Annotated in this window: 21 protein-coding genes; 14 read left to right on the top strand and 7 right to left on the bottom strand. The window is 63.4% G+C overall.

Annotated elements, in window-relative coordinates:
* Positions 1–12: 12 nt before the first annotated feature.
* The 4 genes from ACYVNQ_RS07870 to ACYVNQ_RS07855 are packed head-to-tail and all read left to right on the top strand — an operon-like array spanning position 13 to position 7216.
* Positions 13–1248: an MFS transporter gene (locus ACYVNQ_RS07870; RefSeq protein WP_460901925.1), complete on the top strand. Its 1236-nt coding sequence runs from the start codon at positions 13–15 to the stop codon at positions 1246–1248.
* Positions 1249–1304: 56 nt separating this feature from the next.
* The gene (locus ACYVNQ_RS07865; RefSeq protein WP_460901924.1) at positions 1305–4496 is read left to right on the top strand and encodes an efflux RND transporter permease subunit; all 3192 of its coding nucleotides are present in this window, start codon (positions 1305–1307) and stop codon (positions 4494–4496) included.
* The gene (locus ACYVNQ_RS07860) at positions 4486–5739 is read left to right on the top strand and encodes an efflux RND transporter periplasmic adaptor subunit (RefSeq protein WP_460901923.1); all 1254 of its coding nucleotides are present in this window, start codon (positions 4486–4488) and stop codon (positions 5737–5739) included. Before ACYVNQ_RS07865 ends, ACYVNQ_RS07860 begins: the two co-directional genes overlap by 11 nt.
* The gene (locus tag ACYVNQ_RS07855) at positions 5732–7216 is read left to right on the top strand and encodes an efflux transporter outer membrane subunit (protein WP_460901922.1); all 1485 of its coding nucleotides are present in this window, start codon (positions 5732–5734) and stop codon (positions 7214–7216) included. The genes ACYVNQ_RS07860 and ACYVNQ_RS07855 overlap by 8 nt, the downstream gene beginning before the upstream one ends.
* A gap of 90 nt (positions 7217–7306) precedes the next feature.
* Here ACYVNQ_RS07855 and ACYVNQ_RS07850 read toward each other — a convergent pair whose 3' ends face one another.
* Together ACYVNQ_RS07850 and ACYVNQ_RS07845 are read right to left on the bottom strand one after the other, a co-directional pair.
* Positions 7307–7744 carry a MarR family winged helix-turn-helix transcriptional regulator gene (locus tag ACYVNQ_RS07850; RefSeq protein WP_460901921.1) on the bottom strand — a complete coding sequence of 146 codons (438 nt, stop codon included), beginning with the start codon at positions 7742–7744 and terminating at the stop codon, positions 7307–7309.
* A 244-nt stretch (positions 7745–7988) separates the two neighbouring features.
* On the bottom strand, positions 7989–8972 hold the full coding sequence (locus ACYVNQ_RS07845) for a helix-turn-helix domain-containing protein (protein WP_460901920.1): 984 nt from the start codon (positions 8970–8972) through the stop codon (positions 7989–7991).
* A 486-nt stretch (positions 8973–9458) separates the two neighbouring features.
* Between ACYVNQ_RS07845 and ACYVNQ_RS07840 the strand changes: the two genes are divergently transcribed.
* The 4 genes from ACYVNQ_RS07840 to ACYVNQ_RS07825 all read left to right on the top strand — a co-directional run bounded on the left by ACYVNQ_RS07840 (position 9459) and on the right by ACYVNQ_RS07825 (position 14568).
* A complete protein-coding gene (locus ACYVNQ_RS07840) occupies positions 9459–10952 on the top strand; it encodes a multicopper oxidase family protein (protein ID WP_460901919.1) in 1494 nt (497 codons plus the stop codon).
* A gap of 47 nt (positions 10953–10999) precedes the next feature.
* Positions 11000–11713 carry an SDR family oxidoreductase gene (locus ACYVNQ_RS07835; protein WP_460901918.1) on the top strand — a complete coding sequence of 238 codons (714 nt, stop codon included), beginning with the start codon at positions 11000–11002 and terminating at the stop codon, positions 11711–11713.
* 178 nt (positions 11714–11891) lie between these two features.
* Positions 11892–12503, top strand: a complete 612-nt coding sequence (locus ACYVNQ_RS07830) for a glutathione S-transferase family protein (RefSeq protein WP_460901917.1) — start codon at positions 11892–11894, stop codon at positions 12501–12503.
* Between the two features lie 10 nt (positions 12504–12513).
* Positions 12514–14568, top strand: coding sequence for a 2Fe-2S iron-sulfur cluster-binding protein (locus ACYVNQ_RS07825; RefSeq protein WP_460901916.1), 2055 nt, complete (start codon positions 12514–12516; stop codon positions 14566–14568).
* 206 nt (positions 14569–14774) lie between these two features.
* Here the strand turns inward: ACYVNQ_RS07825 and ACYVNQ_RS07820 are convergent, their stop codons facing one another.
* Complete coding sequence (locus ACYVNQ_RS07820) at positions 14775–15008, bottom strand: hypothetical protein (protein WP_460901915.1); 234 nt, start codon at positions 15006–15008, stop codon at positions 14775–14777.
* Between ACYVNQ_RS07820 and ACYVNQ_RS07815 the strand changes: the two genes are divergently transcribed.
* Both ACYVNQ_RS07815 and cueR read left to right on the top strand, forming a co-directional pair.
* Positions 15007–17394: a heavy metal translocating P-type ATPase gene (locus tag ACYVNQ_RS07815; RefSeq protein WP_460901914.1), complete on the top strand. Its 2388-nt coding sequence runs from the start codon at positions 15007–15009 to the stop codon at positions 17392–17394. The two genes, ACYVNQ_RS07820 and ACYVNQ_RS07815, sit on opposite strands and share 2 nt — an antisense overlap.
* 36 nt (positions 17395–17430) lie before the next feature.
* Positions 17431–17838, top strand: coding sequence for a Cu(I)-responsive transcriptional regulator (gene cueR, locus ACYVNQ_RS07810; RefSeq protein WP_460901913.1), 408 nt, complete (start codon positions 17431–17433; stop codon positions 17836–17838).
* A 142-nt stretch (positions 17839–17980) separates the two neighbouring features.
* Here cueR and ACYVNQ_RS07805 read toward each other — a convergent pair whose 3' ends face one another.
* The 4 genes from ACYVNQ_RS07805 to ACYVNQ_RS07790 form a co-directional block, all read right to left on the bottom strand.
* Positions 17981–18946, bottom strand: coding sequence for a threo-3-hydroxy-L-aspartate ammonia-lyase (locus ACYVNQ_RS07805; RefSeq protein ID WP_460901912.1), 966 nt, complete (start codon positions 18944–18946; stop codon positions 17981–17983).
* Positions 18947–19265: 319 nt separating this feature from the next.
* A complete protein-coding gene (locus tag ACYVNQ_RS07800) occupies positions 19266–19748 on the bottom strand; it encodes a DUF2147 domain-containing protein (protein WP_460901911.1) in 483 nt (160 codons plus the stop codon).
* 254 nt (positions 19749–20002) lie between these two features.
* Positions 20003–21688 carry a ShlB/FhaC/HecB family hemolysin secretion/activation protein gene (locus ACYVNQ_RS07795; RefSeq protein ID WP_460901910.1) on the bottom strand — a complete coding sequence of 562 codons (1686 nt, stop codon included), beginning with the start codon at positions 21686–21688 and terminating at the stop codon, positions 20003–20005.
* Between the two features lie 237 nt (positions 21689–21925).
* Positions 21926–23440 (bottom strand): collagen-like triple helix repeat-containing protein, encoded by a 1515-nt coding sequence (locus ACYVNQ_RS07790; protein WP_460901909.1) that lies wholly within the window; start codon positions 23438–23440, stop codon positions 21926–21928.
* Positions 23441–24097: 657 nt separating this feature from the next.
* Between ACYVNQ_RS07790 and ACYVNQ_RS07785 the strand changes: the two genes are divergently transcribed.
* The 4 genes from ACYVNQ_RS07785 (at position 24098) to cpaB (ending at position 26457) form a co-directional block, all read left to right on the top strand.
* Positions 24098–24310 carry a Flp family type IVb pilin gene (locus ACYVNQ_RS07785; protein WP_460901908.1) on the top strand — a complete coding sequence of 71 codons (213 nt, stop codon included), beginning with the start codon at positions 24098–24100 and terminating at the stop codon, positions 24308–24310.
* 137 nt (positions 24311–24447) lie between these two features.
* Entirely contained in the window at positions 24448–24948 is a 501-nt protein-coding gene (locus ACYVNQ_RS07780) for an A24 family peptidase (protein WP_460901907.1), read from the top strand.
* A complete protein-coding gene (locus ACYVNQ_RS07775; RefSeq protein WP_460901906.1) occupies positions 24945–25421 on the top strand; it encodes a TadE/TadG family type IV pilus assembly protein in 477 nt (158 codons plus the stop codon). The genes ACYVNQ_RS07780 and ACYVNQ_RS07775 overlap by 4 nt, the downstream gene beginning before the upstream one ends.
* A 109-nt stretch (positions 25422–25530) precedes the next feature.
* Positions 25531–26457 carry a Flp pilus assembly protein CpaB gene (gene cpaB / locus ACYVNQ_RS07770; RefSeq protein WP_460901905.1) on the top strand — a complete coding sequence of 309 codons (927 nt, stop codon included), beginning with the start codon at positions 25531–25533 and terminating at the stop codon, positions 26455–26457.
* Positions 26458–26482: the final 25 nt, after the last annotated feature.

Here is a 26482-nt window from a genome sequence, read left to right as displayed (position 1 = left end):
TCGAGCCTTGCCATGACGTCCAGAACTCAAGCTACCCCCACACCCGAGCCGACGCGCGGCATGCCCGGATGGCTGACTTTCCTGCTTGCCGCAGCGTGCGGCCTGATCAGCGCGAATCTGTACTACGCGCAGCCTTTGATCGGCCTGATTGCGGCCGACCTCGGCATGTCGCCTCAACTGGCCGGCTTCATTGTTACCGTCACGCAGCTTGGCTACGCGATCGGCGTGATCCTGATCGTGCCGCTGGCAGACCTGATCGAGAATCGCCGTCTCGCGCTGATCCTGATCGGCGTCAATGTCGTCGCGCTGGCGGGAGCCGCATTCTCGACGGATGCCCAGCTGTTTCTGATAGCCGCATCACTGGTGGGTCTTGGCTCGGCCGCGGTGCAGATTCTGGTGCCGTACGCGTCGCATCTGGCACACGCAAGCGTACGCGGCCGCGCCGTGGGCAGCGTGATGAGCGGCCTGATGCTCGGCATCATGCTGTCGCGTCCGTTTGCGAGTTTTCTGGCCGACCATGCTTCATGGCACACGGTGTTTCTGTGCTCGGCGATTGCGATGGTCTTGCTCGCGATCGCGTTGCGCATCGCGATTCCCAAACGGGAGCCGCACGGCACGCATAGCTACGCAAGCCTGCTGGCGTCGATGCTGACGCTGGCGCGCACAACACCAGTCTTGCAGCGGCGCGCAATCTATCACTCGTTCCAGTTCGCGGCCTTCACGCTGTTCTGGACGGTCACGCCGCTGCTGCTCACCGGCCCCGTGTTCCGTTTGTCGCAAACCGGCGTCGCGCTGTTTGCACTCGCGGGGGTAACCGGTGCGATCGCGGCACCGATCGCCGGCCGGATGGCAGACCGTGGATGGACCCGCCCGGCGACCGGCATCGGCATGCTGGTCGTTGCAATCGCGTTTGCCATCACGCGTTTCGCGACGCACGGTTCGCCGCTGGCGTTAGCGTTGCTGGTGATCGCCGCGGTGCTGGTCGACTTCGGCATCACGACTACGCTTGTCACCGGGCAGCGCGCGATCTTCGCGCTCCGCCAGGAAATACGCGGCCGCCTGAACGCGCTCTATATGACCACCTGGTACATCGCCGGCGCAGCGGCGTCAACGATCGGCGGATGGGCCTACGCCAAGGGGGGTTGGTCACTCGCTTCATGGATCGGGCTGGCACTGCCTGTCGCGGGATTGCTGTACTACTTCACCGAGCAGCGGCAGCGGGTCAGCGACGCGGTGATCGAGTCATGAAACAGACGCCTGTTTCATGTTCGCGGAGTCATCCCGCGCCCCACAGGGAGTGTTAAATGCTTGCGCTCGTCCGTACCGCACTCAAGCGGCCGTATACCTTCGTCGTGCTGGCAATCTTCATTGTGATTGTCGGGCCGCTTGCCGCGCTCAATACGCCGACCGATATCTTCCCGGATATCCGCATTCCGGTGATCAGCGTGGTGTGGCAATACACGGGTCTGCCGCCGGACCAGATGGCCGGCAGAATCCTGTCGCCGTATGAACGGGTGCTGACGACGACCGTCAACGATATCGAGCATATGGAAGCGGAATCGGTCAACGGCTTCGGTATCGTCAAGCTGTTCTTTCAACCCGGTGTGAATATCGCCAGCGCCAACGCGCAGGTGACCGCGGTGTCGCAGACGATGTTGCGCCAGCTGCCGCCGGGCACCACGCCGCCGCTGATCCTGAACTACAACGCGTCCACGGTGCCGATCATCCAGCTTGCGCTGTCGGGGCAGGGGCTGTCCGAACAGAACCTCGGCGACCTTGGGCTCAACCAGTTGCGGCCATCGCTTGTGACGGTGCCCGGTGCGTCGATTCCGTATCCGTTTGGCGGCAAGACCCGCCAGGTGCAGATCGATGTCGACCCGGCCGCGCTGCAGTCGCACGGACTGTCCGCGCAGGATGTCGCGAACGCACTGGCGACGCAAAACCTGATCACGCCGGTCGGCACGCAAAAGATCGGCGATTACGAATACGTGGTGCAGTTGAACGACGCGCCGTCCACCGTAGCAGGACTTGGCGACATGCCGATCAAGGCCGTCAACGGCACAACGATCTATATGCGCGATGTCGCGAGCGTGCGCGACGGCAGTCCGCCTCAGACCAACATCGTGCACGTGAACGGTCGTCGTTCGGTGTTGTTGTCGGTGCTGAAAAACGGCGTGGCGTCCACGCTTGGCATCGTGTCGGGCATCAAGGACCACGTGCAGGACGCGAAGCGCTGGCTGCCGGAACGGCTCGACATCGACGCGATCGGCGATCAATCGGTGTTCGTGCGTGCCGCGATCGGCGGCGTCGCTCGCGAAGGCGTGATCGCCGCGGCACTGACCAGCCTGATGATCCTGCTGTTTCTCGGCAGCTGGCGTTCCACGCTGATTATCGCCACATCGATTCCGCTTGCGATTCTCGGCTCGATCGCAACGCTGTCGGCAGTCGGCGAGACGCTCAACATCATGACGCTGAGCGGGCTGGCGCTGGCGGTCGGCATTCTGGTCGACGACGCCACCGTCACGATCGAGAACATCAACTGGCATCTCGAACAGGGCAAGGAAGTCGAGCCGGCGATTCTCGACGGTGCCGCACAGATCGTCACGCCGGCGTTCGTTTCGCTGCTGTGTATCTGCATCGTGTTCGTGCCGATGTTCTTCCTCAAGGGCGTCGCGCGTTTTCTGTTCGTGCCGATGGCGGAGGCGGTGATCTTCGCGATGATCGCTTCGTTCATCCTGTCGCGCACACTGGTACCGACGATGGCGAAGTATCTGTTGCGCGCGCATCGACACGATCGCGACGCGCCCGAAACCCGCCGCCCGGGTCTGCTCAGCCGCTTTCAACGTGGCTTCGAAGCGCGCTTCGAGCGTGTACGAGGCCGCTATCATGGGCTGCTTCAGTTTGCGCTCGAGCATCGCGCACGCTTCGTGATCGGCTCGTTTGCGTTCGTGGTGATCTCGTTTGCGTTGACACCGATGCTGGGGCGCAATTTCTTCCCGGCTGTCGATGCAGGACAGATCGTGCTGCACGTGCGTGCGCCAGTCGGTTCGCGCGTCGAGAAGAGCGGCGAGATTTTCGCCGGCGTGGAACGTGCGATCCGGCAGATCATCCCGCCGTCGGAGCTGGGTACGGTGGTCGACAACATCGGCTTGCCGGTCAGCGGCATCAACCTCGCGTACAACAATACGGGGACCATCGGCTCGCAAGACGGCGATATCCAGATCGCGTTGAAAGAAGGCCACCGTCCGACCGCCGGCTACGTGCGCGAGATGCGCGAACGTTTGCCGCTCGCTTTCCCTGGCGTGACGTTCTCGTTTCCGCCCGCCGACATCATCAGCCAGATCCTGAACTTCGGCTCGCCGGCACCGATCGACGTGCAGGTGCGCGGCAACGATCTGAGCGCGAATTTTGCGTACGCGAACCAGTTGCTGCGCGACATGCGGCGCGTGCCTGGGGTGGTGGATGCGCGGATTCAACAATCGCAGAACGTGCCGACCCTCGACGTCGACGTCGACCGCACGCGTGCGCAACTGGTCGGCATCACCGAGCGCGACGTGACCAACAGCATGGTGGTCAATCTCGCGGGCTCGAGCCAGGTCCAGCCAACCTACTGGCTGAACGACAAGAACGGCGTGCAGTATCCGATCGTGATCCAGACGCCGCAGTACAGCCTCAATACGCTGGCGTCGTTGCAGAACCTGCCGATCACCGCGGGCACGCAGGGTACGCCGCAGATTCTCGGCGGCCTCGCGTCGCTGCAGCGAACCACCACGAATGCGGTGTTCAGCCAGTACAACATCCAGCCGATGGTCGAAATTTTCGCGACCACGCAGGATCGCGATCTGGGCGCGGTGGCAGCCGATATCCAACGGGTGCTGGCCCGCAACGCGAAGGCCTTGCCCAAAGGATCGTCGGTGGCTGTGCTCGGCCAGGTCCAGACGATGAGCAGCGCCTTCGCCGGCATGTTGTTCGGCCTGCTGGGCGCGGTCGTGCTGATCTATCTGCTGATCGTGGTCAATTTCCAGTCGTGGGCCGATCCGCTGGTGATTGTGTCCGCGCTGCCTGCGGCGCTGGCGGGCATCGTATGGATGCTGTTCGTCACGCACACGCCGCTGTCGGTGCCGGCGCTGACCGGCGCCATCATGTGCATGGGCGTGGCGACCGCCAATTCGATCCTCGTCGTGAGCTTCTGCCGCGAACGTCTGGCCGAGCATGGCGACGCATTTCTCGCTGCCAGCGAAGCCGGCTTCACACGCTTTCGCCCGGTGCTGATGACTGCGCTGTCGATGATCATCGGCATGGTGCCGATGGCACTGGCGCTCGGCGAAGGCGGCGAGCAGAACGCGCCGCTCGGGCGCGCGGTGATCGGCGGGCTGATCTTTGCTACTACCGCATCGCTGTTTCTGGTTCCGGTGGTCTTCTCTATCGTTCACGGACGCCTGCAAAAGGCCGGCATTCCGTCACCCATCACGCGGGGTCCCGACCATGTTGTCTGATACTGCCACTCGCTACGTCGTGCCGCGACGCAAGCTGATTCTGGTTACTGCCGTGGGCGTTGCGATTGCCGTGACGCTGGTGGTCGCGGGCGTCGCGCTGCGCATGGTCGACGCGCGCAACCTGCGCAACTGGACCGATACACAGGCAGTTCCAGCGGTCGAGGTCGTCAAACCCGCTGCGATACCCAGCGGCCCGACGCTCGATCTGCCTTCGCGGCTCGAAGCGTTTTCGCGCGCGCCGATCTTCGCGCGAGTGAACGGCTATCTGAAATCGTGGAGCGTCGATATCGGCACACCGGTGAAAGCCGGCCAGTTTCTCGCCGAGATCGAAACCCCCGAGCTCGATCAGCAATTGCTGCAGGCACGGGCCGACCTCGTGACCGCTCAGGCGAACTACGATCTGTCGGCCACCACCGCCAAACGCTGGCAGGCGCTGGTCGATACCGATTCGGTGTCGCGCCAGGAAGTGGACGATCGCCTTGGCGATTTCGCCGCGAAGAAGGCCACCGTCACTGCGGCGCGCGCGAATGTCGAGCGGCTGGTCGCGATGAAGGGATTTCAGCGCATCGTCGCGCCGTTCGATGGGGTCATCACGTCGCGCAACACCGATGTCGGCGCGCTGATCAATGCCGGCAGCGGCGGCGCCGGACAGCAACTGTTCACGGTCTCCTATGTGAGGCAACTGCGTCTCTACGTGCAGGTGCCGCAGAACTACACGCCGTTGATCCGGGTCGGCACGACTGCGACGCTGACGGTGCCTGAGCATCCGGGCGAGAAATTCACCGCGCGGGTGATCGCGTCTGCGGAGTCCGTCGACGTGAACTCTGGAACCACGCTGGTCCAGCTGCTGGTCGACAACAGCGAAGGGCGCCTGTTGCCGGGCGGCTATGCGAGCCTGCATTTCAGCTTGCCGGTGGACACGAACGCAGTGCAGGTGCCGGCGACGGCGCTGGTATTCGATCGGCGCGGCCTGATGGTCGCGACCTTGACCGCCGACAACCATATCGCTTTCAGGCAGGTCACCATCAGCCGCGATCTTGGCGATGTGGTCGACATTGGCTCAGGCCTTTCCGCTGCGGATCGCGTGATCGATACGCCGCCGGATGGCCTTGCCAATGGCGACGCGGTGCGTGTAGCACCGCGGGCCTCTGCCGCGAACGCGTCGAATGCGACCGCCGCTGCGCCTCGCGCCGCATCGGGTCCGGGCCGGGTGAGCACTGCGAGGAGCCCGAATCATGGCTAACCGTACCGGACCGGTCAGGTCGCGCGGTCGTTACAGGCTGCCGCTGATGCTGGCTGCACTCGCTGTCGTTTCCGCCTGTTCGTTGGCCCCGACCTACGAGGTGCCGCCCGCACCGGTCGCCGCGCAATACCGCACGCTCGGGCCATGGGTGAGCGCGGAGCCCGCCGATCGTTTGGATCGCAACGGCTGGTGGAAGATGTACGCCGATCCGCAGCTCGATCAACTGGAGCAGCAACTGCTCGCCAACAACAGCGATCTTGCCGCGGCTTATTCGCACTATGCGCAGGCCCGTGCATTCGTCGACCAGGTTTCGTCAGCGCTTTATCCGAGCGTATCGGCTTCGGCGGTACCGCAGCGCAGCCGGCAGTCGGACACGCGCCCGTTGCGCGCCGGCGGTCCCGACAACTACAACTCGGTGACGATCGATGCCCGGGTCGACTATGAGCTTGATCTGTGGGGACGCGTGCGCGACTCGGTAGCGGCCAGCAAGGAGGCTGCGCAGGCTTCCGCGGCAGATCTGGCATCCGTCCAGCTGAGCCTGCAAATCGCGCTGGCAGACAACTACATTCAATTGCGCGGCCTCGATCAGCAGACCGACTTGCTGACGCAAACAGTCAGCGCCTACCAACGCGCGCTTCAACTGACGCAGACCCTGCATAACGGCGGCGTCGTTTCGGCACTCGACGAAAAGCGCGCGCAGACGCAGTTATCGTCGGCGCAGTCGCAACTGTCCCAGAACCTCGGGCAGCGCGCGCTGATCGAGCACGCGATCGCCGTACTGGTCGGCGCGTCGGCATCGGAGTTCCAGCTTGCGGAGCAGACCGCGCTTATCAAGCTGCCGGTGGTTCCCGCGGGCATTCCGTCGACGTTGTTGCAGCGGCGGCCCGACATCGCCGCAGCGGAACGCCGCGTGGCCGAGGCCAATTCCAGAATCGGCGTAGCGCGAGCCGCGTACTACCCTTCGATCATTCTGAGCGCGCAGGGCGGCTTGCAGAGCACCGCCTACGCCGGTCTGATCAGCGCACCGAATCTGTTCTGGACCGTCGGTCCGCAAATCGCGCAATACGTATTCGACGGTGGCATGCGCCGCGCGAAGCTGGCGTCGTCAAAGGCCGCGATGGCGGAGGCCGGCGAGCGGTATCGGAGCGTCGTGTTGGGCGCGTTCCAGCAGATCGAAGACAATCTGAGCCTGCTGCAGGACCTCGGAACAGCATGGCAGCAGCAACAGGACGCAAGCGTCGCGGCACAGCAATCGGTGGCACTCGCGCTGAATCGATACAAGGGCGGCGTGGTCGGCTATCTCGACGTGGTGCAGGCACAGACCGCGCAACTGGACGCACAGCGCGCCGTACTCGACATTCAGACCCGGCAGTTGAGCGCCAACGTTCAGCTGATCAAGGCGTTAGGCGGCGGCTGGTCTGCCGACACGCTTGCCGATAGCGACGACAAAGGCCACACGCGCAGCCGCGCGAATTGAGCTCATGGATACCGCCTGCTTCCGGCAGGCGACCATCGCGCCAGGATGCGTCAGGCCGGCCAGCGAGTGTCGCTGGCCGGGCGTACGCATTCACTGGCCCAGCAGCTTGCCAAGCAGCCGGCAAAGTTCGTCAAACTCCATCGCCGAAAACGAACGAAGGCGGCTATTCAGCACACCCGGAACGATTTCGGCAACGCGCAATGCGACTACCCGGCCGGCTTCCGTCAGATGCAGATTGACGGTGCGGCGGTCTTTGCCATCACGCGAGCGTGCCAGCAGCCCCTGTTTTTCGAGGCTGTCGAGCAACCTCGTCATCAGCCCGGAATCCAGCCCGAGATGCCGCGAGATATCTCCGGGCGTTCTCGCCGTGCCGCGAAACAGCGACATCAGGATACCGATATGCCGTGCTTTTACGTTCAGGTCCTTTAGCGCTGCATCGACATCGAGCATGATGACGTTGCGCGCCTTGTTCAGTGAAAATCCGACGCTATCAATCTGGTCGAAATTGTCTTGCGTGTAGTACGACATTTCCAGTCCACTTTATTTAAATACAGTTGCTGATGCGTCAGCTTTAGGCGAGTAAGTCATTGTCTGTGAGGGGCAGCAGGAAACCTGAATACTAAGGCAGTGCGCACGCCTGTGAGCTCGCATGACTTTACTTTTTCACGAAAAGTGATTTCTAGAATGCAGTGAGACGATGCGCAATGAGCCGGAATTTCCTAAGCGCCCGGTGTTTGTGTCGGGCGATATCCGCCTGCATGGGCTGGCACGGCTAGCGGCGATCGCGGGTCTTTCTTCTCCAGGCTGTTGGCGTATCGCCAACCAGACGTTTGAAGGTCGCGCTGAAGTGCGCATGCGAGCGAAAACCGCTGCGAAAAGCGATGTTGATCACGCTGTCGTCGGACTGCAGCAGCAGATATCGCGCGTGTTCAAGCCGCCGGTGCAGCAGGAATTTGTGCGGAGAAAGTCCGGTCGCGGCGCGAAACTGTGCGGCAAAGTGCATACGCGAAAGGCCGATGCTGGCAGCCACGTCGGCCAGACCGATCGGCTCCGGCAAGTGGGCTTCGATATAGTCGATCGCCCGCCTGACACGCGGTGGAGACAACGCATTGGCAGCGCCGACCGGTTCGGTTTGCAGGTGCGTGAATTGACGGGCGAGCAGCCGCGAGGTAATCGCATTGCAGATACTGTCGGCGTAGAGTCTGCCGAACAGCGGGTCGTATTCCTGCACGCTGGCAAGCGCGCTCGCCAGTTTTTCAAGCGCGGGGTCGTGGGTCAGGCGATGGTCGGCGATCACGATGTCACCGGGGTGCGCATGGCCGCATGCTTCCTCATAAAACTCGGAAAGCGTGGCCTGCGGCACGAACAGATGAAGCGAGTCGCAGCCCGAATGAAACACCGCCGCGACGCTGCGCCCCGGGCTCGTGACTTGCGTGGCGCCCGGCCTCGCGTGGCCGTCGAAGACCACCCGGCCGCCGACGCGGAATGTCAGTGTCATCGGCGCGAGGCTCACGCAGACCGTGTGATGATCGGCGCCCGAGCGGACGACTTCGGTCGGATGCGCACCGTCGAGGCTCCAGCGCGAGACGACAATGCCGTGCTCCGGATGCGACGGCTCGGTGCCTGCCGCAACCGGGCAACGCCAGCGCTCTTCCGCACCGACCATGTCGAGGCTGGCACGCTTGACGGCGACGGATTGATCGATGGGCTGGTCGACTTCGGTGTCGACATTATCTTCAAGACATGATGCGCTCATTGCTCGACCCTGCTCGCGGGAAACTCCTGATGCAGCTGGTGATCGGGACATGCTGGTCGGACGATCATAGTGGAAATAACGGCAAACGAGCGCTGACACGAGCGACGGTCATGGCATTCGTTTATCTGTAACGTCAGTTGCTGATCGCGAAGTATGAGGAATCAATTTATCTCGTATTGCAGTTGCGTCGTATATCTTTTGATTAAGGCATTTAAGAAAATCCGCTTCGATGCAATTGTGCGTAAACTGGTAGGTCAACGCTTAAGGATCCGCACGGGAAGCTATTGATATCGCCCGATGTTTGTCGATGCAGTTGTCATCGTTAGTTAGGCTATTCGTGCGTAAGCTAAACTAAAAATCAAAAACCTAAGCGTGGCGGGCAATTCGTCCGTGACAATCAGGTCGGACGATTCACATTGAGCGGCGCGGTCTGGCTAATGAATATGTCGAACCCGATTTTTTTCACCCTACCTTTAGAGATTGCCCATGATGAATCGACGGACCTTCCTTGCAGCTTCCCTCGCGGGCATGTCGGGGCTGTCCGGGTGCGCGGGTGTGAAGTCCGGCGCGACGCAGGCAAATGCAGCGCCAGGCGCGGGTACGGCGCGGCGTCTTATCGTCGACCAGCGTTCGATCGAAGTACGAGGAAAGGCTGCCACCGTGTTCGGCTTGCATCAACCGGACGGCACGCGTGGCGTGCTTCTGAATCCCGGCGAACGGTTCTGGGTCGATCTCGACAATCGCGCGGCCGAGCCGACTTCGGTGCACTGGCATGGCCAGACGCCGCGTCCCGACCAGGATGGCGTCGCTGAATTCGGCGTGTCGGCGATTCAGCCATCCGGGCGCCGCACGTACGACTTCGTGCCGCTGGCCGGCACGCACTGGATGCATTCGCACGAAGGGTTTCAGCACCAGAGCTTGTTGTCGGGGCCGCTGATCGTCCGGACCGACGCGGAGGTGCGGTCGGACTCGCAAGAGGTCGTGATTTTTCTCGAAGACTTCATGTTTGCCGATCCCGCGTCGGTAATGGCGAAGCTCGAGAAGGGGCCGGCGCAAACTGCTGCAACCACACCGAAGCCGAGCCCGGGCCCGATGAAGATGGCGCCGTCCGGCGCGATGCCGGCGGGCGGTATGAAGATGGATATGCCAGGTATGGCCGCAGGCGGCAAGATGGACCTGAACGACGTCGACTACGACGCGTATCTGGCGAATTCACGCACCCTCGACGATCCCGAGATCGTACGCGTGGAGCGCGCGGGGCGGGTGCGCCTGCGGGTGATCAACGGCGCGTCGTCCACTAACTTTCACATCGATCTCGGCGCGTTGAACGGCACCGCGATCGCCGTGGACGGCGATCCGATCCAGCCGATGCAGGGACGGCGCTTCGCGCTCGCGATGGCGCAACGCATCGACATTCTGATCGAGTTGCCACAAGGCGATGGCGCATGGCCGATTCTGGCTTTGCGCGAAGGCTCGCGTGACCAGACCGGCATAGTGCTCGCGACTTCCGCCGCGAATGTCGCCAGGATTCCGGGTCTCGCGGCGCTGGAAGCGGGCCCCGTGGGTTTCGATCAGGAGATCCGTTTATCGGCGCTGCGACCGCTCGCGCCCCGGCCAGTGGACGCGACCTTCATGCTGATGCTGGGCGGCTCGATGCAGCCCTATGCGTGGACCATCAACGGCAAGCGCTGGGAGAACCGCGATCCCGTCCAGGTGCGCGCCGGCCAGCGCGTGGCCCTCACGTTTCACAACCTGACGATGATGTCCCATCCGATGCATCTGCATGGTCACCATTTCCAGGTGGTCAATGTCAACGGACAGGCTTTTTCCGGCGCGCGGCGCGACACCGTGCACGTTCCGCCGCAATCGAAAGTGACGGTCGCGTTCGACGCGGACAACCCGGGCCGCTGGCTGCTTCATTGCCACAACCTCTATCACATGGAAGCCGGCATGATGACCGAAGTCAAATACGTCGCATGACAGGTGCCTCCAATCCGCTGTGTTCGTTTTCCTGAAAGGAGCAACGCATGAATGTCAAAGACTCAGTCGCCTTTGTCACGGGCGCCAACCGGGGCCTTGGCCTCGCCTTCGTCGAAGCGCTGCTGGCTCGCGGCGCGAGAAAAGTATATGCAGGCGTGCGAGATCCGGGTGCCAGCGTATTGCCGGGTGTCGTGCCGGTCAGGATCGATGTAAGCGATACCGCATCCGTCGCAGCAGCGGTCGCGCAATGTACGGACACGACGCTGCTGATCAACAACGCGGGCATCGCACGCGTGATGGGAAGCACGCTGGACCCGGCATTGATCGATGCCGCGCGCGAGATCTTCGAGACCAATTTCTACGGTTTGATCCGCACCACCCAGGCGTTCGCGCCGCTTCTGACTGCGCATGGCAGCGGTGCGGTGGTGAACGTGCTGTCGGACGCGAGCTGGTTCTCGCGGCCGATGCTCGCGGCGTACTCGGCGAGCAAGTCCGCTGCATGGAGCTATACCAATGCATTGCGTGTCGAGTGGCGGGAGCAGGGCATTCAGGTGCTCGGACTGCATGTCGGCTTTATGGATACCGATATGATCCACGGCTTCGACATGAAGAAGACCAGCCCTCAGGCGGTTGCTATGGCCACGCTCGAAGCCCTCGAGCAGGGCCGCGAAGAAGTGCTGGCCGACGCGGGCACGCAAGCGATGAAACAGAGATTGTCCGGCGAACGGCCAGACTATCTGTACCCGCCTGAGATTGCCTGAGTAAAAGGTAAGCGAAGCGGACCTGCACGGTTCGAAGCGCTCGTCGTTCAACGAGTGCCGTTGGGCACTGTTGCGTTCGAAGCGCGAACGCGACGGGCCCGGCCTCGTCCCCGTTTTGTGCGCATCGGTTCAAGCGCGCGCTGCCCGCATCACTACCCACCCTAAGAAACAAACCAGCATGAAACTCTACTATCACAATCTGTCCGGCCATTCGCACCGGGCACGCCTGTTTCTGTCGCTGCTCGACGTGCCGCACGAACTGGTGTTCGTCGATCTGAAACAGCGCGAACAAAAATCGGCAGCGTTTCTCGCGCTGAACCGGTTTGGCCAGGTGCCCGTGCTGCAGGATGGCGAAACCGTGGTCAGCGATTCCATTTCGATCATGGTCTATGTTGCCAAGTCCCTTGGACGAACCGACTGGCTGCCGGAAACCGCGCTTGCCGCGGCCCGCGTGCAGCGTTGGCTGGCAGTCGCGGCCGGCGAGCTTGCGCGTGGTCCGGTGGCGGCGCGGCTGGTGACGGTATTCGGCGCGCCGCTCGACGCCGGGGACGCGATCCGGCGCTCGCATGCGGTGCTGACGCTGGTCAACGAAGAATTGTCCGCGGCCCAGTGGCTCGCAACGGACCATCCGACGATCGCCGACGTCGCGCTCTACAGCTACATCTCGAGCGCGCCGGAGGGCAACGTCGACCTGTCCGGCTATCCGCACGTGCTGGCATGGCTGGCGCGTGTCGAGGCGTTGCCGGGTTTCCTGCCGTTCGACAAGACCGCTGTCGGGCTTGCCGCCTGAGAGGACCCGCATGACGGCGTTACCCGAAGAAGGCAGTCAGTCGCCATGGCATGAAGGGGAGCTCACGTTGCAGCGTAGCGTGGGCGTGGTCGAGCGCATGGTTAGCCCGGGCCTGCGGCAGATGTCGCGCGCCTACATGCCCGACCAGCATCGCGAGTTCTATGCGCAGCTGCCGTTCGTGGTGTTGGGCAGTGTCGACCCGAACGGCGACGTGTGGGCGACCTTGCGTGCCGGGCCGCCCGGCTTCATGCAGTCTTCGATCCCGGAGCGGCTTCGACTGACGCTCGCGCGCGAGCCGGACGATCCGGCGGACGCCGGCATGGAAGAGGGCGACGGCATCGGCATGCTGGGTATCGAACTGCATACGCGCCGTCGCAACCGGCTAAACGGCAACGTGCGGCGCACCGCCGGCGACGGATTCGAGATCGAAGTCACGCAGGCGTACGGCAACTGTCCTCAGTACATCCAGTTGCGCAACGCGTCGTTCGTGAGCGAGCCGCCCGGCAGCGTCACGCATATGACGACGCTTTCGCCGCAAGCGCGGACGATGATCGAAGCGGCCGATTCGTTCTACGTGGCTTCGTATGTGGTGCGCAACGGGGTTCGCCAGGTGGATGCTTCGCACCGCGGCGGCAAGCCCGGCTTTATCGCTGTGAGCGACGACGGCACGCTGACCATCCCCGATTTTTCCGGCAACCTGTTTTTCAACACGCTTGGCAATTTTCTGCTGAATCCGCGTGCGGGGCTGGTGTTCGTGAATTTCCGCAGCGGCGATCTGCTGCAGATGACCGGCAGTGCCGAGGTGGTGCTGGACGCGCCCGAAATCGCCGCGTTCATGGGCGCGGAGCGGATGTGGCGGTTCCGGCCGCGCACGCTGGTGTTCCGGCCGGCGGCCTTGCCGCTGCGCTGGCACGACATCGAGCAGGGTATCTCGCCGAACGTGCTGCTCACCGGCAGCTGGGACGATGCGGCGGCGCGGATGAAGGCCGCCGAGCTCGCGCAGCAATGGCGCCCGTATCGGATCGAGCGGATCGTCGACGAGAGCGTGCTGGTGCGCTCGTTTTATCTGACGCCGTCCGATGGCGCGGGGATGCCGCAATCGCTGGCCGGGCAGCATCTGCCGATCCGGCTGGCCTTGCCTGACTCGCCCAAACCGGTGATCCGCACTTATACGCTGTCGAGCGCGCCTTCCGATCCGCGCTTGCGTATCAGCGTGAAGCGCCAGGGGCCGGTCTCCGCGCACCTGCATACCGTGCTCAACACAGGCGATATCGTCGAGGCGCGTGCGCCTGCCGGCAGTTTTACCATCGATGCGTCGGTACGGCGGCCCGCGGTGCTGATTGCGGCGGGCATCGGCGTGACGCCGTTGCTGTCGATGGCGCGGCACCTGATTCACGAAGGCAAGCGAACGCGTTATCTGAGGCCCGCGTGGCTGTTTCAAGCGGCACGAAACCGGCTGGAACGCGCATTCGACGACGAACTGACGAAGCTGGTAGAGGAAGCCAAAGGTGGCTTGCGCGTGATCCGTGTGCTGACCGACACCAGCGGTGCCGAGGCGGGCAAGGACTATGAAGAGTCCGGACGGATCGACGTGGATGTGCTCAAACGCCACTTACCGTTCGAAGACTACGATTTTTATCTGTGTGGACCGGCCGGATTCATGCAGCAGATGTACGACGCACTGCGCAACATGAGCATCGCAGACAGGCGCATTCATGCGGAAGCGTTCGGTCCGGCGGGTGTGACGCGCACAGTGGACCAGAGCGTGGCCGCTGTTCCGGCCGGCAAGCCTGCGAGCGGTCCGGTGCCGGTCCTGTTCATGCGGTCGGCCAAGGAGGCGCGTTGGGAGCCGGGCGGCGGCACCTTGCTCGAACTGGCGGAACAGCGCGGCCTGTCTCCGGAATCGAGCTGCAGAGGCGGCAGCTGTGGCACGTGTCGAACGCGGATTCTCAAAGGATCGGTTGTCTATACGCTGGTTCCATCGTTTGACGCGCCTGTGGACGAGGCACTGATCTGCTGTTCGCTGCCGGCCGAAGGGTGTACGGCTTTGCATCTCGACCTCTAAGGCTTCGGGCGCCGCGCGGTGGTGTCTGCCTGTTCGCGTTTGCGCAATTATGAATTCTCGCGCGAGCAATGCGATGCCTTTCAGGCGTAACGCGCGCCGCGCTATGTCCAGTCCGATCGCCACGCAGCGGGCCTCTGCGCGATTCGGCACAATCGCGCCCCGTTGTGTCGACCAGGATGGTTGCGGCCACAACCATTCCGGGAACGTCAAAATCGCGCTTGACCTTCCAACAGTGGAAAGCTTGATTCTTGAAGCCATACCACTGAAGGGGAATTGCCATGTTCGGTTTTGATTTTTCCGACCTCGATTCGCTGTACTTGCATTCGATGTACGACAGTGTCGACCGGTGGGTCGACGGGGCGCGCGTCGTTGCCGACATTGACGATCGCGACGCATCCGATGCCGGTCATCGGCACGCCCACACCGATGAGGTTGACCATGTCTGATTCGATCACTTTCGATTTGCCGATCTCGGGTATGACCTGCGCAAGCTGCGCGGGACGGGTCGAGCGTGCGTTGACGCAGGTGAGCGGCGCGTCGGCCGTCAGCGTCAATTTCGCAACGGAAAATGCGCGTGTGCAGGCGCCGGCCGACAGCTTGCCGGCTCTGCTCAAGGCCGTCGACACCGCAGGCTACGCGGTGACCGACGCGCAGGTGGATCTGGAGATTGGCGGCATGACGTGTGCGTCTTGCGTGGGACGCGTCGAGCGCGCAATCGGCAAGCTGCCTTCGGTCAAGAGCGTGAGCGTCAATCTTGCCAACGAGCGTGCGCATATCGCGACGATCGGCAAGGTCGATCCGGCGATCCTGATCGCTGCAATCGAAAAGGCGGGCTATACGGCGAGCGCCGTGAAAGATCGCGCAGCGGGCGCGGACCATCGCGCTCACAATCTTGCGCGGGAGCGTTGGGCGTTGTGGCTGGCGATTGCGCTGTCCGTGCCACTGGTCGTGCCGATGTTGCTGCAGCCGTTCGGCGTGCATTGGATGTTGCCTGCATGGGTGCAGTTTGCGCTGGCTACGCCCGTGCAATTCGTGCTCGGTGCGCGGTTCTATGTCGCGGCATGGAAGGCGGTGCGAGCGCGTGCCGGCAATATGGACCTGCTGGTCGCGTTGGGTACCAGCGCCGGTTATGGGCTGAGCGTATACGGTTGGGCGTTCGCTGAACCCGGCAGCATGCCGCATCTGTATTTCGAAGCATCGGCGGTGGTGATTGCGCTCGTGTTGCTTGGCAAGTACCTCGAGAGCCGCGCGAAACGTCAGACCGCCGGTGCGATCCGGGCGCTTGAAGCCTTGCGTCCGGAACGTGCGACGCAGTGGGTCGATGGCCAGGAGCGCGAGGTTGCGATCGCGGCGCTGCATATCGGCGATATCGTCATCGTCAAGCCGGGCGAGCGCTTTCCAGTGGACGGCGAGGTGCTCGAAGGCCGCAGTCACGCTGACGAGGCACTGATCAGCGGCGAGAGCCTGCCGGTTCCGAAGCAGCCGGGGGACAAGGTCACCAGCGGCGCGATCAACGGCGAAGGGCGCCTGATGGTCAAGACCAATGCTGTCGGCGCAGAGACGGTGCTGGCCCGCATTATCCGCATGGTGGAAGACGCGCAAGCGGCCAAGGCACCGATTCAGAAGCTGGTGGACAAGGTCTCGCAGATCTTCGTTCCGGCCGTGCTCGTGCTGGCTGCTATCACGCTGGTGGGATGGTTGCTTGCCGGCGCGTCGCTGGAGATCGCGGTGATCAACGCTGTCGCTGTGCTGGTGATCGCGTGCCCTTGTGCGTTAGGGCTCGCAACGCCGACGGCGATCATGGCGGGTACCGGTGTCGCAGCGAAGTTCGGTATTTTGATCAAGGATGCAGAGGCGCTTGAACGCGCTCATGAAGTCACTTCGGTGGTGTTCGACAAGACCGGCACACTGACCTCCGGCGCCCCGCGCATCGCACATTTGCACGCGGTCAATGGCGACCAGGACGAATTGCTCAAACTGGCCGGCGCCTTGCAACGCGGTAGCGAGCATCCGTTGGCGAAAGCCGTGCTCGATGCTTGCGACGAGCATCAGTTGAGCTTGCCGCCGGTGCAGGACAGCAGTTCGCTCGCCGGCCGCGGTATCGCGGGCATCGTGCAGGGCCGCGACCTCGTGCTCGGCAATCGGCGTCTGCTGGAAGAAACGGGTTTGACGGCGGGCGCGCTTGCAGATTCAGCACGCGATTGGGAAGCCGAGGGTCGTACCTTGTCGTGGCTGATCGAGCGTGGCGAACACGCTAACGTAGTGGGCCTGTTCGCGTTCGGCGATACGCTTAAATCCGGCGCCGGCGACGCGATTCAGAAGCTCAGGAGCCGCAACATCGGCAGCCATCTGCTGACCGGCGACAACTGGGGCAGCGCTCGCGTGGTGGCAGAGGCGTTGAATATCGACGACGTCTATGCGGAAGTGCTTCCAGAGCAAAAAGCGGCCACCGTAACCGCGTTGAAACGCACGGGTGTGGTGGCGATGGTCGGCGACGGTATCAACGACGCCCCGGCGCTTGCCGCTGCGGACATCGGCATTGCGATGGGCGGCGGCACCGACGTGGCGATGCAGGCAGCCGGCATCACATTGATGCGCGGCGATCCGCGTCTGATTCCGGCCGCGCTGGAGATCAGCCGCAAGACGTACGCGAAGATCCGGCAGAACCTGTTCTGGGCGTTCGTCTACAACCTGATCGGTATTCCGCTGGCCGCCTTCGGTTTGCTGAACCCGGTACTGGCGGGCGCGGCGATGGCGTTGTCGAGCGTGTGTGTCGTGAGCAATGCGCTGTTGCTCAAGTCATGGAAGCCGAAGGACATCGGTTAAACAGACATTGGTTTTGGATATGGACGGAGACGCAACATGAACATCGGACAAGCAGCCATGCGTGCTGGCCTGAGTGCAAAAATGATTCGGTACTATGAGTCGATCGGGTTGCTCGCGATGGCACGTCGCAGCGATAGCGGTTATCGTGTGTACACGGAAGAAGACCTTCACACGTTGGCTTTTATCAAGCGCGCGCGGAATCTGGGATTTTCGCTGGAGGGCGTCGGCAAACTGCTGACGCTCTGGCAGGATCGGGACCGGGCGAGTGCCGAGGTCAAGGCGCTCGCAGCAGAACATATCGCCACGCTCAACCAGAAGATCAGCGAGTTGCGGGCGATGAGCGAGACGTTGGAAGCGCTGATCGAGCATTGTCAGGGCGACACGCGACCCGACTGCCCGATCCTGCTCGATCTGAGCTCGTGCAACGCGTGCGCGCGGTCATAGCCTGCTGTGAAAGCTTAAGCGAAACCCCTCAGCGGATCGCCCGGGCATCCAGCTATTCGCCGGGATATTTGCCAGACGACCGACGAGGCAAGGTCGCGCCGAACCGGCGCGACCGGCACGCGCAAGTCAAACCGCTACCTGTTCAATGTTCCGCGAGCAGTTCGGCGAGCTTCTGGATGTCGACGTTGCCGCCGCTGATCAGGATGCCGACACGCTTGCCCGCAAGCTGATCCTTCAACTGGCGCGCGGCAGCGAACCCGAGACAGCCGGTCGGCTCGACCACCATCTTCATCCGTGCTGCAAAGAAGCGCATGCACTCGACGAGCTCGGCGTCGCTCGCGGTGAGCACATCGCTCACGACGTCGCGAATGATCGGGAAGGTGTGGTTGCCCAGGTGCTGGGTCTGCGCGCCATCGGCGATGGTCTTCGGCGTGTCGATATGAACGATTGCGCCGGAGCGGAACGATTGCTGGCCATCGTTGCCGGCCTCCGGTTCGACGCCGTACAACTTGCAGGCGGGCGACAGCGCCTGGGTGGAAAGCGCCGAGCCGGACAGCAGTCCGCCGCCGCCGAGCGGCACGAAAAACGCATCCAGCGCGCCGACTTCTTCGAACAGTTCTTTTGCCGCGGTGCCCTGGCCCGCGATGACGTCGGCATGATCGTAGGGCGGAATCAGCGTGAGGCCGTGCTTTTCCGCCAGTTCGCGGCCGATCTGCTCACGGTCTTCCTTGTAGCGATCGTAAGTCACGACATTGCCGCCGTAACCCTTCGTTGCAGCGACTTTCATGGCCGGCGCGTCGTGCGGCATGATGATCGTGGCCGGTATGCCGAGCAGCCTTGCGGATAGCGCGACCGCTTGCGCATGATTGCCGGAGGAGAACGCGACGACGCCACGCCGCCGCTGATCGGCATCGAATTTCGACAACGCGTTGAACGCGCCGCGAAACTTGAAGGCGCCCATGCGCTGGAAATTTTCGCATTTGAAGAACACTTCGGCGCCGAATTCCTCGTTGACCGTGCGCGAGGTCAGGACGGGAGTGCGATGGGCGGCACCGGCAATGCGCTGGGCGGCTGCGACGACGTCGTCGAAAGTAGGCAGGGAAAGCATGGCGGAGAGATTCAGTGAGAGTTCGACAGTGTAGCGGCGGCGGTGCAGGAGCATGCATTCCCACGTGTGCGGGGACATGCAGGCAGACATGAACGCGGTATGGTTCAGCGCTGCGGTTCGCCGTCGCTAATAGGCTGATGCGGCCCATGGCGAGCCGACTCTCTACACTTTATTTGGATGATCTGTACACGTCAAGACGATTTGTAAAATCCTGCGTCCTGGCGATTGAGAAGGTGACCTGCGCAATCCGGCAAAGCGAGGCCACCATCGATCGGTCCACGTACACACGTTGCGTGCGTAGCGCGTCACACGTCACATGTCAGTTCTGGCGAATCCAGGTCTGCGACCGTCCCAGCAACGACACACCGATATAACCGCGCACGACGAGCTTCTGGCCGCCATCCTCGGTGTGCATCTTGCACTTGTAGAGCTTGCCGTTTTCCGGATCGAGGATCTGGCCGCCCTCCCAGCTATCGCCGTCCTTCTTCAGGCCGGTGATGATCGTCATGCCGAGAATCAGCTGATCTTTGCGCGCATCCGTGCAGGCAGTGCAGCGTTTGTCGGGGTTGTCGTTCGGGTTGAGCCCTTTGATCACCTTGCCGCTTAACTCGCCGTTTTCGTCTTGCGTGATCTGCACCAGCGCCTTGGGCTGATGCGTGTGATCGTCGATGGTTTGCCACGTGCCGACCGGCGTGCCGGTTTGCGCGAATGCGGCAGCGGCACTTGCGCACAGCAGGCCAGCCAGCGCTACGTGGCGCAGCGCGCGGCCGGCGAGGCCCGTGCGCGCAGAGAGTTGCATCATGTTTGTCCTCCTTGATCAAGATCGTCGCGATACGTAGATGCACAGTGTCATCCGGCTGGATGCATTGTGGACCAGATTCGCTGGGGGCTTCTTGCGGCCGCTTCGCTTGTTTGCGTGTTGCTACGCAAGCTCCGCGCGGTGCTGCAACACATTGATGACGCGCCGTCGCACCGGCATCGGAGTCGGCAGAATACGTGAAAGCGCGCGCGCCGTTTGATAAGAAAACTTCTAATTGCGACGGCGCGCCGGCCCGCTCAGTTCAACTGATACGAGAAGGTCGCATTGATCCGCGGGCTGCGTGACGGGCTTTCGACCGGTGCATCGCCAAGCGCCTTGGCGACCGACAGATCGAGGCTGTAGTACTTCGCATCCGTGATCCGGAAGCCCAGCGCAATCGACGATAACCGCGAAGGCGAAGGCGTACCTGCGTGCAGATACACACGCGCCATGTCGTACGACACGTACGGCGTGATGGTGCGCAGATAAGTAAAGCCCAGCGCGAACGCGCGGTTTACTTCGAACGACGCGGCCCAACCCGAATCACCCGAAGTCTCGCCGGGTTGATAACCCTGCGCGAAGCGCTGCGCGCCGAACGAAATCTGTTCGGAGGTCGGCAGCGAATCGGGGCTGTACTGGCCGGTCGCGGCGACCGTGGTACCGATCCCGAGCGGCCATTGATTGCTTTGCGACACGCTGGCGCCGGTGCGCACGAACGTGATCGATGCGGGATTGACGGGCGGCGCCGCGCCGGCCACGTTGGTATCGCCCGACTTCGACGCACCGAGAATGTTGAACGCCTTGGCGACGTTGACGCTGGCCTTGCGCACCGTGCTGCCGTCGACATCCGCGTAATCCGCCTGCAATTGCAGCACACGCACCTGCGAGCGCAGGCCGACCTGTGCGCCGCTGTTCTGATCGTGATAGCGGTCTTCGTCATGCGACGCGTAGCCGCTGACCGTGCCGGTCAGATTGCGGGTATTCGACAGGATCAGCGGGTAGGCCATCGACAACGCGAGCTTGTCGTTGATCACCGTACGCTGGATGTTCGACGGCAAGCCGGGGTTGTCGCTCGGATTGCCGCGGTAATGCGATGCGTCGACCGCGGTGCTGAGGCCGTCGTTGCCGATCGGCAGTCCGCCGTGCGCGGCGAGGTACGTGACGTTGTCGCGGCCCTTAGGCAACAACGCGGACACGCTCAACTGTTCGCCAAGCGAAGTCAGGCCGTTTTCGCTCGCCGTCAGCAGGCCTTGCACACCCGGCCGGTTGAATTCGATGCCGGCGCTGACGTCCAGCGGCTTATGATCGACGTTCAGTTCGAGCGTGGTCGCGCCATCGGTGCTTTGCGGCGGCGGCACGTTGGCACCGACCTTCACGCCGGGCAGACGTCCCATCAGGTTGATGTAGCGTTCGAAGGTCGCGCGGCGCAGCGGCCGGTCGGCGCTGATGTGATCGGCGAGCGCGCGGATGCGATCTTCCAGCGCGCCGGGCTTGCCGGTCAGCTTGACCTGCGAGACATAGCCTTCGACCACCGTCACGCGTACCACGCCGTCGTCGAAGCTCTGTGCCGGAATGAACGCGAACGACAGCGCGAAGCCACGCTCCTGGTACAGCTTCGTCACGCCATTTGCGACTTCGATCAACTGGCCGATCGTGATGTCCTTGCCGACCAGCGGTGTGAAGCGTTGCGCGACGTCGTCGAACGGCAGCGATTTCACCCCTTCGACCTGCACCTTGGTCGGCGTCAGATGCCGCTCGAGTAACTGCTGCAGGGGCGGCGCCTGCTGCTCGACTTGCACGGTGACGTTCGGCTTGTCCGGTGCCTTGATTTGCGGAAGCGCTTCCAGCGGATTGCCGCTGACCGCGGGCCGCGATTGCGCATACGCACCGCTTGCGAGCGCCGCTGCGACGAGCAGCGCCCAGTGTTTTTGCCCGTATTTCATGGGTCTTTCCTCGTTGGCCGATCTTGTTGTGTGCGCGTGCGTTCTGGCTCAGCGGCCGCGCCCGCTCATTGGCTTGATTGCGCCCGTCGTGCGATGCCGCGGGCGCTTTTGTACTGGCGACTGCTGGTGCTGCTACGGGTGCGACGACTGATGCAACTGCGCTTGCAACCGCTGATGCGACGTCAAAACAGCCTCACGTGCCCCGTCCGGCGTGGAGCACGTGAGAAGCTTGCCTGCTTACTTACGCGCCGCCGGAGCAAGGCCGCCGAGCAGTCCCCCAACTGCCGACGTGAGGCTGGCCAACGGGTTGTTAGCACCGCTGGCGGTATTCGAGGGCGCGGTGGCGTTAGCCGTCGGCCCCGGGTTCGAGTGCGTGCCGCCCGGCGTGCCCTGCGGCGTGACCGCGACCTGCACGCTGCCGGTGATCGCCGGCACGAGACCGGCCACTGCGCCGAGCAGACCCTTGCCGGCGTTTGCGTTGCCGCCGCTATTGCTGGCGCCGCCCGAGCCGGCACTGGCTGGGGGCGCGCCCAGCACGCCGCCGACCAGACCGACGATCGGTGCGAGCAGGCCAGCTGCCGGAGCGCCGCTGCCGCCGCTGCCGCTGTTGCCACCACTGGCGCCGGTGAGTCCACCGAGTCCGCCGAGCCCACCCAGCACGTTGGTCAGCGGTGCCAGCGGGCCGCTGCCGCCGGTGCTGCCGTTGCCACCGGTCAGGCCGCCGAGTGCCGTGGTGAGCGGCGCGAGCGGGTTGCCGCCGCTGCCACCCTGCAACAGGCCGCCGGCTGCGATCACGGTGTTGCCGGCATCGGCGACGACGTTGCCAAGACCTGAGGACACCGCATTGCCGCCCGTCGACGTGCCGAGCGTCGAACCGGTTTTGACGAGGCCGTTGCCGACCGTGGTCAGCAGGTTGTCGAGCGGCTTGCCGAGCCCGGTCACATTGCCGACCGTCTGCGTGGTGGCCGCAACCGTTGCGGTGATCGGCGTGATCAGCGAGCTCACGCCTTGCGTGACCTGCTGCACGGCGCCGGTGGTCAATGCGGTGCCGAGCTGGGTGCCGAGATTGGTCACGCCGCCGCCGACCGCATCGACTACGCCGCCAAGCGCCGTGGTGACCGGAGCGAGCGGCTTGAGCGGGCCGGTGCCGAGGCTCGAGACGAGGTTGCCGGTGCTCGACACGGTCTTGCCGACGTCGCCGACCACACCGCCGAGACTGCCGACCGTGGTGCCGAGCGGATCCTTCGACGCGCCGAGTTGCCCGAGTCCTGCCGCGACGCCGTTGCCGAGCGTCGAGACGGTGTTGCCGAGGTTCTGCACGACGCCGCCGAGCGCCTGCGTCGTTTGCGGGCTGACGATCGGCAGCGGCGCGGAGCCGACCGTGCTGCCGAGACCTGACACGGTGTTGCCGAGATCGGTGACGATGCCGCCTGCATTGCTTGCGACATTGCCGACCTGATTGGCTGCGGTGGGCGTGGTGGTGCCGCCGCCGCCGGGAGGGTTGGTGCCGCCGCCCGGAGGGTTGGTGCCACCACCCGGGTTGTTGCCGCCGCTGGGATTGTTGGTGCCGCCGCCGGTGGTGTCGGTGCCGCCCGTGCCGCCGGTGCCGGTGCTGGCGGTCGTGTCGCCAGCGCCGCCGGTGCCGTGGCTAAGCGAGCCGGAGCCGCCGCATGCGCCGAGTGAAATCATCGTGGTGACGGCTGCGGCCAGCAGCGTGATGCGTAGCGTGTTGCTCGTGATCGTGGTTTTCATGGTCGCCCTCGGAATTGCGTTTGTTGTGGGTGGTCTTGCACACCCACTTCTGCAACACCCATGCCATTGCATGTGCGACACCGCTTGCACGCGACACACGCAGAGGGCCACACGTGTGCTGGCATTGAGGTGCGGGGCTTTTGCGCGAGCTGCCAGGCCGTGCGGGAAATCGCTGGCCACGTGCGTTTGCGAACCGACGTAACGTAACGATCCGTGTGCGCCGTTACGGCGACAGGTGACGCGTAACGGGGGACGTGAGGCCGCACGCAAGAGGAGACATGCGTGCATGCGCGCTGCTTTAAACGGGACATCGAATGCGTTCTGCATTAAACGCGCACCAGGGGTTAACTGCACTGCAGTGCTTTACATTGGCGGTCGTTATCCTGTCAAAGAAAATATGATGCGTGTGCAACGTTTTTGAATATCTGGTTTAGCACGATTGATTATTCGAAATGACCAGGCTATAAACGAGGCACGCTTCATGTTGTCAGCAGGAGGCGCTATCGAATCTATAAAACACTACTGAGAGAATTCTTACGAGACGGGGATGCTGTTTCGTAGGGCGATCCGACACGCTCGTGTCATATCGTTCGTATCGCTAACAGCCGCTGTTCGTGTATGCGAAATGGATGCACCAACATAATGACGAGGGCCGAAATGAAAGTATCAATCAAAAAATTCCTGAGAGAAAACCGGGGCGTGACTGCGCTCGAGTATGGGTTGATTGCCGGATTAATTTCCATCGCAATCGCAACGTCGGTGGGCCAGATCGGCGATCGGCTGTCCGCTCTGTTCACTAGTATCTATACCAACCTGCCCGCTGCTCCCGCAGCAGGCGGAGGTGGTGGTGGCGGCGGCGCGCAACAATAAGCGAAAAAGAAAGTCACCCGAAACGCCTATTGGCGCGAACGTCTCTATGACGTTCGCGCCTTATCGGTACGTTTGGCGGAAACCAAATCGCGCCATCGGTTGTGGCCGAACGCTTTATTTCGTCTGCCGGATTTTCTATGACTGTTCTGGTCGAGTGCATGCTATTCGTCGTTTGGGCGGCGACGGTGGCCGTCTGCGATTTGCGCAGTAGAAGCGTCGGCAATTTGTGGATACTCGCCGGCTTAATTGCGGCGCTGGTTTGCGCGTCGACTGCGCGCGCGCCATTCGGTATCGGCCTTGCGCAGGCGGCGCTCGGCGCAGCGGTTGGTTTTGCCGCGCTACTGCCGTTTTATCTGTTGCGCGTAATGGGCGCAGCCGACATAAAAGTATTCACCGTGCTCGGCGCATGGTGCGGTCTGGCCGTGCTGTTTGAGGTATGGATCGTCGCGAGCATTTTCGCCGGCGTGCATGCCGCATTCATATTGCTTGTCACGCGCACGCGGGTGATGGCCTTGATGCGTCGCGACGGCCCGACATTCGAATTGAATGGCTATCGCGGCACGCCCTATGTGACCTGTCTCGCGGCAGGCGCACTGATCAGCCTCGTTACGCGCGTCATTGGAGGGGCGCCGCTATGACGCGCTATCGTCCACTTGCGCATCATGCGCCGCGCGTACGCTACGCACGCGGCAACACCGCTGTCGAGTTCGCGCTGTTGTTCCCGCTTTTCTTCATGGTCCTCTATGGGATCGTGACGTTCAGCCTGATCTTCGTCGCGCAGCAGAGCCTGACGCTGGCCGCCCAGGAGGGCGCCCGCGCGACGCTGAAATACCAGCCGGCGAAATCCGACGCCGACGCACTCGCCGCGCGCGTAAATGCCGCGTGCCCCGTCGCAAACGGCCTGACGAACTGGCTCGCCGACATCGCGAAATGCACGACGACAACGGTCAATTGCAGCTACGACGCGACGATGACGTGCGTAACGGTCACGCTCAGCTACGACTACGCGTCGAATCCGCTCGTGCCGGAGGTGCCGCTGCTCGACGCGGTGTTGCCGACGCGGCTCACGAGCAGCGCGATGATTCAGCTCAATCCGGGGTATCTGCTATGAACGGGCCACTCGCGATGCGCCCGATTCTCTGCCCGCACGCGTTGCCGCGCCCACGCGCGCACCGCTGCGCCCGCGGCACACCGCCACGCTTTGCAATCGCCAACACCCCATGCAGAACCTGAACCGGATCATCGCCGTGTTATTGATCTGCGCCGCGCTGCTGCTTGGCCTGTTTGCGTGGATGCTCGCACGGCGTCCACCGCCGAAACCTGCCGCGTCAACGGTGGCGCAAGCCACTTATCCAGTGGTGGTGGCGACGCGCGAGTTGCCGGCCGGCAAGCCGATCGCGGTCGATGCGCTGCGTGTCGAGCGTTTGCCGATCAATCCGATCGGCGGCTTCAGCGACCCCGCGCTGCTCGCGGGCCGGGTGCCGGTGACCGCGATCGGCGTGCAAGCGCCGGTGCTCGATACGCAGTTGTCGTCGGGGCTCGCCGAACGCATCGAACCCGGCGAGCGCGCGGTGGCCGTGCGCGTCGACGAAAGCAATGCGGTCGGCAGCCGGCTGCGGCCGGGCAATCTGGTCGACGTGTTTTTCACGCTCAAGCGCGACGGCGCGATGGGCGGCAGCGGCGAAATCGAGCGCAGCCAGGCGCGCCTGCTGCTGTCGCGTGTGCGAGTGCTCGCGTTCGGACAGGGCGGCAGCACGGATGCAGGCGGCGACATCAACCTGGCGGCGCGCACCGCGGTGCTAGCAGTGCCGGTTGCCGATGTCGATCAGCTAACGCTTGCCGAAGGTTCCGGGCGCCTCGTGTTCGCGCTGCGCAACCCACGCGACGACGAGGTGGCCGACAACAGCGCACTCCCTACGCCCGGCCCGCTATTGAAGACCGCGGCCGGCGCGGGTGCGGCACAGGCGTCGCCGTCGACGCGCGCGGCGGCCGGCGTGGCGCTCGACCAGTTATCGGGTAGCGCACGCATGGCGCCAACCGCACCACCAAAAAACAACGCAACGCACGCGCCCGCACGGATCGTCGCGGGCATGCGCAACGATATCGAAGTGATACGGGGAGGACGCGCCGAAACCGTCGCATGGTAGGCAGCGCAGCGGCAACGTGTCCACC

This window comes from Paraburkholderia jirisanensis, assembly GCF_054782355.1.
The sequence above is the reverse complement of the archived record's forward strand: the minus strand, read 5'-3'. Positions and strand labels throughout refer to the sequence as shown.